Origin of the sequence: Kitasatospora sp. NPDC059722 (genome assembly GCF_042733235.1) — a bacterium.
In the GTDB taxonomy this organism is placed as follows: Bacteria; Actinomycetota; Actinomycetes; order Streptomycetales; family Streptomycetaceae; genus Kitasatospora.
Genome location: NZ_JBHWGD010000148.1, coordinates 1964 through 9860, shown reverse-complemented (window position 1 = coordinate 9860; position 7897 = coordinate 1964). Strand labels below are relative to the sequence as shown.

The 7897-nt window shown below is 75.7% G+C and carries 4 protein-coding genes; 3 read left to right on the top strand and 1 reads right to left on the bottom strand.

Annotated elements, in window-relative coordinates; genetic code table 11:
- On the top strand, window positions 1-2348 hold a 2348-nt coding region (locus ACFV4F_RS40485; protein WP_380510529.1), incomplete at its 5' end, for a hypothetical protein.
- A 318-nt stretch (window positions 2349-2666) separates the two neighbouring features.
- Window positions 2667-5069, top strand: a complete 2403-nt coding sequence (locus ACFV4F_RS40480) for an ATP-binding protein (RefSeq protein WP_380510525.1) — start codon at window positions 2667-2669, stop codon at window positions 5067-5069.
- Between the two features lie 64 nt (window positions 5070-5133).
- On the opposite strand, the gene ACFV4F_RS40475 is transcribed toward ACFV4F_RS40480, so the two are convergent.
- Complete coding sequence (locus ACFV4F_RS40475; protein WP_380444965.1) at window positions 5134-6411, bottom strand: serine hydrolase domain-containing protein; 1278 nt, start codon at window positions 6409-6411, stop codon at window positions 5134-5136.
- Window positions 6412-6730: 319 nt separating this feature from the next.
- Here ACFV4F_RS40475 and ACFV4F_RS40470 point away from each other — a divergent pair, with 319 nt between their 5' ends.
- On the top strand, window positions 6731-7723 hold the full coding sequence (locus ACFV4F_RS40470) for a phosphatidylserine/phosphatidylglycerophosphate/cardiolipin synthase family protein (RefSeq protein WP_380510522.1): 993 nt from the start codon (window positions 6731-6733) through the stop codon (window positions 7721-7723).
- Window positions 7724-7897: the final 174 nt, after the last annotated feature.

The window sequence follows — 7897 nt, the reverse complement described above, 5'->3', positions numbered from 1 at the left end:
CGTGCTCGCCGCGCAGTCACTGCCACCCCGGCCTCGCCGGGGTCCGCCAGCGGAAGTGCGTCCCGGCGCGGGGCCCGCGCCGGCCGCGGCGGCCGCCCCTGGCGCCCGAGCCGCGCGCGCCGGAGCCGCCGCCCCCCGCCCGCCTGGGCCCGGCCGCCCGGCTCGTCACCTGCCTCGACCAGGCCGGTCGGCGCGACGAGGCCGCGGCCTGGTACGGGCGGCTGGTCGCCCGCCTCGACGGCCCGCCGGGCCCCGAGCTGCGCCGCGCGGGCGAGCGCCTGACCCGCCCCGCCGCCACCGTGGCCGCGCCCCGCCCGAAGGCCGTACCGTCCCAACTCCCGCCCGCCGAACGCCGGTTCGTCGGCCGGGCGGACGACCTGCGCCGACTGGACGAGGCCCTCGCGCCCGCCCGCGCCGGACGGCCCGTCCTGGTCACCGGCCCGGCCGGGGCCGGCAAGACGGCCCTCGTGCAGCACTGGGCCAACCGGGCCGCCGAGCGGTTTCCCGAGGGCGTCCTCCACGCCGACCTGGACGGCTTCGGCGAGGCCGGGCCCCGGGACCCGGCCGACGTGCTCGGCGAGTTCCTCACCGCGCTCGGCGAGTCGGCCGTACCCGCCGGGCTCGGCGCACGCGTCCAGCGCTACCGGGCGCTGCTGACGGGCCGTCGGGTGCTGGTGGTCCTCGACGACGCCCGCTCCGCGGAGCAGGTGGCTCCCCTCCTGCCGGCCCCGCCCGCCGAGCCGTCCGACGCCGCGCCCGTCACCGTCGTCACCAGCCGGCACCGCCTGCGCGACCTGCTCGTCCGCGAGGGCGCCGTCCCCCTGCCGGTCGGCGCGCTCACCCCCGACGACGCGGCCGCCCTGTTGGCCCGCACCCTCGATCCCGCCCGGCTCGCCGCCGAACCCGCGGCCGCCGCCGAACTCGCCGAGCGCTGCGACCGCCTGCCGCTCGCCCTGCGCCTCGCCGCCGCCCGGCTGGCCGCCCGCCCCGGCTGGGGCCTGGACGACCTCGCCGCCGAACTCGCCGACGACCAGGCCGCCCTGGCCACCCTCACCGGCACCGGTCGCGGCCCGCTCGGCATCGCCGCCGCCCTCGACCGGACCCGCCGCGCGCTCGACCCGGCCACCGCCCGGCTGTTCGCGCTCCTCGGGCTCCACCCCGGCAGCGAGATCGGCACCGCCACCGCCGCCGCCCTCGGCGACCTGCCCGCCGCGGAGGCCCGCGCCCACCTGGCCCGCCTCGACGCCGTGCACCTCCTGGAGGAGCAGGCCCCCGGCCGCTACGCCCGGCGCGCGCTGGTCGGCCGCTACGCCGCGCGGCAGGCCGCCGACCTCGGGTGCGACGAACGGCTCGCCGCGCTCGACCGGTTGATCGACCACTACCTCGACGCGACCGGGGCGAGGTCCGCCGAGGGCGGGGAGGGCGCGGCCTGGTTCCGGCGGGAGGAGAGCGCCATCCGCGCGGTCGTGCTCTGCGCCGAACAGCACGGCCGTACCGCCGGGGCCTGGCAGCTCGCCCACCGCGCCGCCACGTTCTACGAACGCGCTGCCCACGGGCACGCCCCCCACGGGCACGCCGGTCGCGGGCACGCCCCCCACGGGCGCACCGCCCACGGGCACGCCGGTCGCGGGTACACCGGCCACGGCTTCCTAGGCGGCGCGGGCGGCGCAGGCGGAGAGGACGGAGAAGGCGTCGAGCACGACCGCGCCCGCTGGCGGGCCACGACGGAGGCCGGTCTGCACGCGGCCCGTTCGGCCGGCGACCCGGAGGCCGTGGCCCGGCTCTCCACCGACCTCGCCGTCCTCCTCGTCGACCGCGGCGCCCACCGCACCGCGGGCGAACACCTCGACCGGGCCGTCACCACCACCGGGGACCCGCTCCTGCGCCTGCGCTCCCGGGCCCGTGTCGCCCGTGCGCTCGGCCGGGCCGGACGGCACGACCGGGCCGTCCCGCTGTTCACCGACGTCGTCGCGGCCGCCCGCACCCCCGAGGCCGCGCACCTCCTCGCCGCCGCCCTCGTCGACCTGGCCGACGCCCTCGTCCTCGCCGGCTCCCCGGCCCAGGCCCTCGCCCACGCCGACGAGGCCGTCCGGCTGGCCGCCGCCCACACCGCCGACGCCGTCCGCGCCACCCACGGACGGGCCCGCGCCCTGCACGCCCTGGGCCGCGTCGGACCGGCCCTCGACTGCGCCGAACTGGCCGTCGTCCTCGGCCGGACACTCGCCGACACCGTGCTCCAGGCCGACTCCCACGCGCTGCTCGCCGACCTGCTGGGAACGGTGGGCCGCACCGGCGACGCGGCCGCCGCCCGCCGCCGCGCGGACTCGCTCCTGTCGGGCGCCGTCTGAGCCTCCGCCGCCCGACCCGGGCCGGCACACGTCCCCGGTTCCGCCCTCTCCGCCCGGTTCCGCCCATCCCAATTCCGCCCCTCCACAGTTCCGCCCGTGTGCGAACAGGCAGAACTACCGGCAGTTCTGCCACCGGCGCCGCGTGCCCGCCCGGCCGGTCGCCCGTTGGCCCGTCCGGCCGCCGCGGCCCTTGGCACACGCACTGACCAGCAGTGCCGTGGCACCGGGCCCGCGTGAAACCGTGCATACTTCTGCCTGCGTGTAGTGGTTGAGGCACAAACAGTGGCAGAAGTACCGGCAGGGTCAGGGGTGGGGTCGATGGGCGACGCGGTCGCCGGGGGCGTGGAGTTCTCCGGACTGCTGGCCGGGTACCGGGTGCGGGCGGGGCTGACGCAGGAGGAACTGGCGGAACGTTCCGGCGTGAGCCTGCGGGCCCTCGGCGACATGGAACGCGGCCGTACGCGCGGGCCGCAGCGCCGCACCGTGCGGGCCCTGGCCTCGACGCTGGGCCTTGACGCGGCGGACACGCTGACTCTGGAGCGGGCCGCCCAGTCGGGACGCCCACGCGGCACCCGCGCGACCGTCCCCGCGCAGGCCGGCCCCAGGGCGCCGAAAGCCGCCGCGGCCGATCAGGGGTCAGCGACCCCCGAGAACGCCCCCGCCGCGCCAGTTGCCCCGGCCACCCCCGCCGTCCCTGCCGTCCCCATGCTGCCCGGCGCCCTCGCGCTCCCCCGGGACATCGCCGACTTCACCGCCCGCGAGGACGTCCTCGCCCGCCTGGACGAGCTGGTCCGGGAGGACGACCCGGCCCACCCCCGGGTGCTCCTGGTCAGCGGCCAGCCGGGCCTGGGCAAGACCGCCTTCGCCCTGCACGCCGCCCACGCCCTGGCCGACCGGTTCCCCGACGGCCAGCTCTCGCTCGACCTCGCCGGCATGGCTCCCACCCCGCTGCCCGCCCGCGACGCGCTCGGCCAGGTCCTGCGCGCGCTGGGCGTCGAGGACGGCGCCGTCCCGGCCGGCACGGAGGAGCGGGCCGGACTGTTCCGGGCCCTGGTGCGCGAGCGCCGGCTCGTCCTCGTCCTGGACAACGCCGCCGACGAGGCACAGGTCCGCCCGCTGCTGCCCGGCTCGGGCCCGGCCGTGACGATCGTCACCAGCCGCAACGCCCTGCCCGGCCTGGAGTCGGTGCACCGCCTGCGCCTGGACGCCCTCGCGCCCACCGAGGCGGCCGCGCTGCTCGCCAGGATCGCCGGCCGGGAGCGGATCGCCGCCGAACCGGACGCGGTGGCCGAACTCGCCCGCCTGTGCGGCTACCTGCCGCTCGCCCTGCGGATCGCCGGCCAGCGCCTGGTGGCGCGCGAGCAGCTGCCGGTGAGCCGCCTGGTGCGGCAGCTCGCCGCGGAGGAGAACCGGCTGGACCTGCTGGAGACGGGGGACCTCGCCGTCCGCCCGGCCTTCGCCCTGTCCTACCGCCGGCTGCCGGCCGAGGCCCAACTGGTGCTGCGCCGCTGCGCGTTGACCGCAGGACCGGACTTCACCGCGCCGGTCGCCGCGATGTACGCCGGGCTGTCCGCGGTGCGCACCGAGCGCTGTCTGGAGGAGCTGACGGACGCCGGGCTGGTCCAGCTCGCCACCCCGGAGCGGTACCGCCTGCACGACCTCGTCCGGCTCTACGCGGGGGAGCGGCTGACGACCGACGAGAGCCCCGAAGAGGTACGGGCCGCCGAACTGGCCGCGGCCGGGCTGCTGCTGGCGCGCGCCTCGGCGGCGGGCCTGCGGTTCGTCCCGGACAGCACCGGCGAGGAGGTGCTCGGCGACCCCGATCCGGCGACGGCGCCGGTGACGACCGCGGACGCGACGCGCTGGCTCGAGGAGGAGTCCCCGGAGTGGCTGGCGGCCATGTACCGGGCGGCCGGGGCGGGCCGGCACCGTGCGGTGGTGGACACCGCCGAGGCGATGCACTGGTTCTCGGACCGGCTGCTGAGCTGGGACATCTGGGGCGAGGTCTTCCAGCTGTCCGTCGACTCCGCGCGCGCCCTCGGCGACCGGCACGCCGAGACCGTCCACGTGAACTACCTGGCCTGGACGAACGTCACCTGCCTGCACCGCTACCAGCGCGGCGTCGAACTGGCCGGCGAGGGCCTGGAGCTGGCCCGTGAGCTCGGCGACCGCGAGCAGGAGGGCTGGGCGCTGACCTACCTCGGCAGCGGCCTGCGCAGGCTGCACCGGCACCAGGAGGCCACCGACAGCTACCACCGGGCGGCCGAGGCCTTCGCGTCCGTGGACAACCGGGCGGCCCGGATCGGACGGCTGGTCACGCTGCGCGGCGCCGCCACCTGCCTGCGCGAGTCGGGCCGCGCGGAGGAGGCGGTGGAGTCCCGCCGGCTGGCGCTGGCGGGCGCGCTGGAACTGGTGGAGCGCTGGGAGTCGCCGCTGATGCACTTCCTGTCGGCGATGACGGCGTACGAACTGGGCCTCGACCGCGCGGCGCTGAAGCAGTGGCCGGCCGCCGAGAAGGCCTACCGCCAGGCGCTCACCCACTACGAGGCGATCGGCCGCCCGGACAGCATGACGAAGACGCTGACCGAGCTCGGCACGGCCCTGATCGAGCAGGGCCGTGCCGACGAGGCCCGCGAACTCCTCACCGAGGCGCTCACGGACCTCAGCGCGGACGGCCGCCAGGGTCGCCGCCGGACGGGCACGGCGGCCGCCGGGGGCTGAGGCGCGGAGCCCGTCACCGACCGGCTTGGGCTGAGGCGCCGCGCCCGTCAGCGCACGGCCGGCCTCAGATCCGGCTGTCCTCGACCGCCGGAATGGTGTAGTCCCGGACGGCGGCGCCGTTCGGCACCGCCGAGCGGACGTTGGCCCGCGGTGCGGCGGCGGCCGGCTTCTTCCCGCAGAACGCCGGCTCCAGCGCGCCCATCAGGCCCTGCGTCACCGAGCCGTTGTTGGAGGCGTTGGCGAACACGACGACCGTGCGGTGGCCGTCCGGCGTGGTGAACGACTGGGTCTGGTAGCCCTGGACGATCCCGCCGTGCCCGTACACGTCGCCGCAGCTGAGCGAGATGCGGCGCAGTCCGAGGCCGTAGGAGATCTTCGCGGTCGGGGTCGGGATCGCGGCCTCCATCTGCTTGAGCGAGTCGTCGGAGACGAGTCCGCCGGAGCTGCCGGCCATGAGGGCGGTGAGGAAGGTGTCGAGGTCCCGGGCGGAGGAGGTGACCGCACCCGCGGCCCAGACCCAGGAGCCGGTCTGCTCGGTGGAGTCGAGCAGCGGCTTGGTGCGGTCGTCGTTGGTGAGGTAGCCGGTGACGTGGGCGCCGCGGATCTTCGGGTCCGGGACGACGAAGGAGGTGTCGCGCAGCTCCAGCGGGTCGAGGATGCGCTCCTGGAGGACGTCGGCGTAGGGGCGGCCGGTGAGGTTCTCGACGGCGAGGCCCATGAGCACGAAGTCGGTGTTGGAGTACGAGTACTTGGTGCCCGGCGCGTACTGGACGCCGTGCTTGACGGACATCGCGACGAGGTCGCGCGGGGCGTAGACGTTGGTGCGGATGCGGGCCTCGAACGCGGCGGTGGTCTCCTCGCCGGACTGTTCGAGGAGGTCGTTGGTGTGGTCGTAGATCCCGGCGCGGTGCTCCATGACCTGGCGGCCCGTCATGGTCCAGCCGTCGGGCAGGGTGCCGGCCGGGAGGTAGTCGCGCAGGGGCTTGTCGAGGTCGATGAGGCCCTGCTCGGCGAGCTGCATGACCAGGACGGACGCGAACATCTTGCTGTTGCTGCCGACCCGGAAGCGCCAGTCGGCCTTCATCGGGGTGCCGTCGAGATCGGCCTTGCCGACCGTCAGCGTCTGGTCGAGCGACGGGTCGTCGTGGTCGTGGACGACGGCGAAGGCGCCGGGCGCGCCGGCCTTCATCGTGGTCTGCAGGGCGGCGAGTACCGCGGCGGTGTCGGGTGCGGGCGCGCTCGGGGTGCCCTGGTCGGCGGCGGCGTGGGTGGCGCCGGTCGCCATCAGGACGACACCGGCGGCGGCCACGGCCAGGGGACGCAGGAGCCTGATCTTCGCCATGTTCCTCGGTTTCTCGTTCGGCTGACGCGGCGTCGGTCCGCGCGGTTCGAAGATCCACTATCTCCGTCCGGGGCCATCGCCGCAATGTGAGCGATCGGTGAACGCGATCGACTCCACAATCCGTTTCCCGAACGGCGGCCAAGGCTTTACCTGCTGGGATCTACCCGCGTAAACCGATGAGCCGCATGCTTGTTCGGCACACCTCAAGCACCCCCGTGCGCACGTCGAGCACGCCCGTGCGCGCCTTCAGCACGCCTGTGCGCACCTCCGGCACGCCCGTGTGTCCCCACAGCCCCCACCTCACCGACGTGGAGTCAGCATGCCCCTGTCCCGCATCGCCCGCCGCGCCTGCGCCGTCCTGCTGTCCGCCGCCGCCGTGGTGCCGATGGCCGGCGCCGCCCGGGCCGACGCCGTGGCCGGCACCTACTCGGCCGTGGTGTTCCCGGACCAGAACCACAGCCTGGTCGACGACTTCATCAACTCGGCGACCAAGTCCGTCGACGTGACGATGTACGAGCTGCGCGACACCGCCGCGGTGAACGCCCTGATCGGCCGCAAGCAGGCGGGCGTCAAGGTGCGGGTGATCCTGGACGCCAAGCACACCTCGGTCAACGGCGCCGCGTACTCCGCGCTCAAGGCCGCGGGCGTCGGCGTGACGTACTCCTCCTCGGCGTACGTCTACACCCACCAGAAGACCGTCACCGTGGACGGCGCCAAGTCCCTGATCCTGACCGGCAACCTGGACGCCACCTACTACTCGTCCAGCCGTGACTACGGCGTCTTCGACTCGGACGCGAACGACGTCGCCGCGATCGAGCAGGTCTTCGCCGCGGACTACGCGAAGACCTCGATCACCCCCTCGGACGGCGACAACCTGGTCTGGTCGCCCACCGACTCGCAGGACCGCCTGCTCGCGCTGATCAACGGCGCGCAGACCTCCCTCGACGTCCAGGAGCTGGAGTTCGGTGACCAGGCCCTGGTGGACGCCGTCGCCGCCGCCGCGAGCCGCGGCGTCACCGTGCGCGTGGTCGGCATGAACCCCGACTCCTACGGCAGCTACTTCGACGAGGTGACGACGGCCGGCGGCAGGATCGTCACGTACTCGTCCACCACGGGCCTGTACATCCACGCGAAGGCGATCGTCGCCGACTACGGCACGTCGACGGCCAAGGTGTTCGCCGGCTCGGAGAACTTCTCCGACAACTCGCTGAACAACAACCGCGAGCTCGGTCTGATCACCACCGACTCCGGCGTGCTGAGCACGATCGAGTCGACCTTCGCCACCGACTTCGCCAACGGCCAGCCCTACTAGGCACGTCCGGCACCAGGCACGCCCGGCACCAGCCACGCCCGACCGCCGCATCCGGCGGAATCCGCACCAGGTACCGCCTGCCCCACGCAGAACACCCGGGAGGGGGGGGCGCGGCGCCCCGGGCCGCCGGGGGCCCCCCCCCCCCGGAGAGCCAGCCCCAGGGCGCGAGAGTGA

What these genes read in the sequence shown, in the direction of transcription:
- ACFV4F_RS40480 (WP_380510525.1), top strand. Translation starts at nt 2,667, where the DNA reads ATGGGCGACGCGGTCGCCGGGGGCGTGGAGTTCTCCGGACTGCTGGCC.
- ACFV4F_RS40475 (WP_380444965.1), bottom strand. Translation starts at nt 6,411, where the DNA reads ATGGCGAAGATCAGGCTCCTGCGTCCCCTGGCCGTGGCCGCCGCCGGT.
- ACFV4F_RS40470 (WP_380510522.1), top strand. Translation starts at nt 6,731, where the DNA reads ATGCCCCTGTCCCGCATCGCCCGCCGCGCCTGCGCCGTCCTGCTGTCC.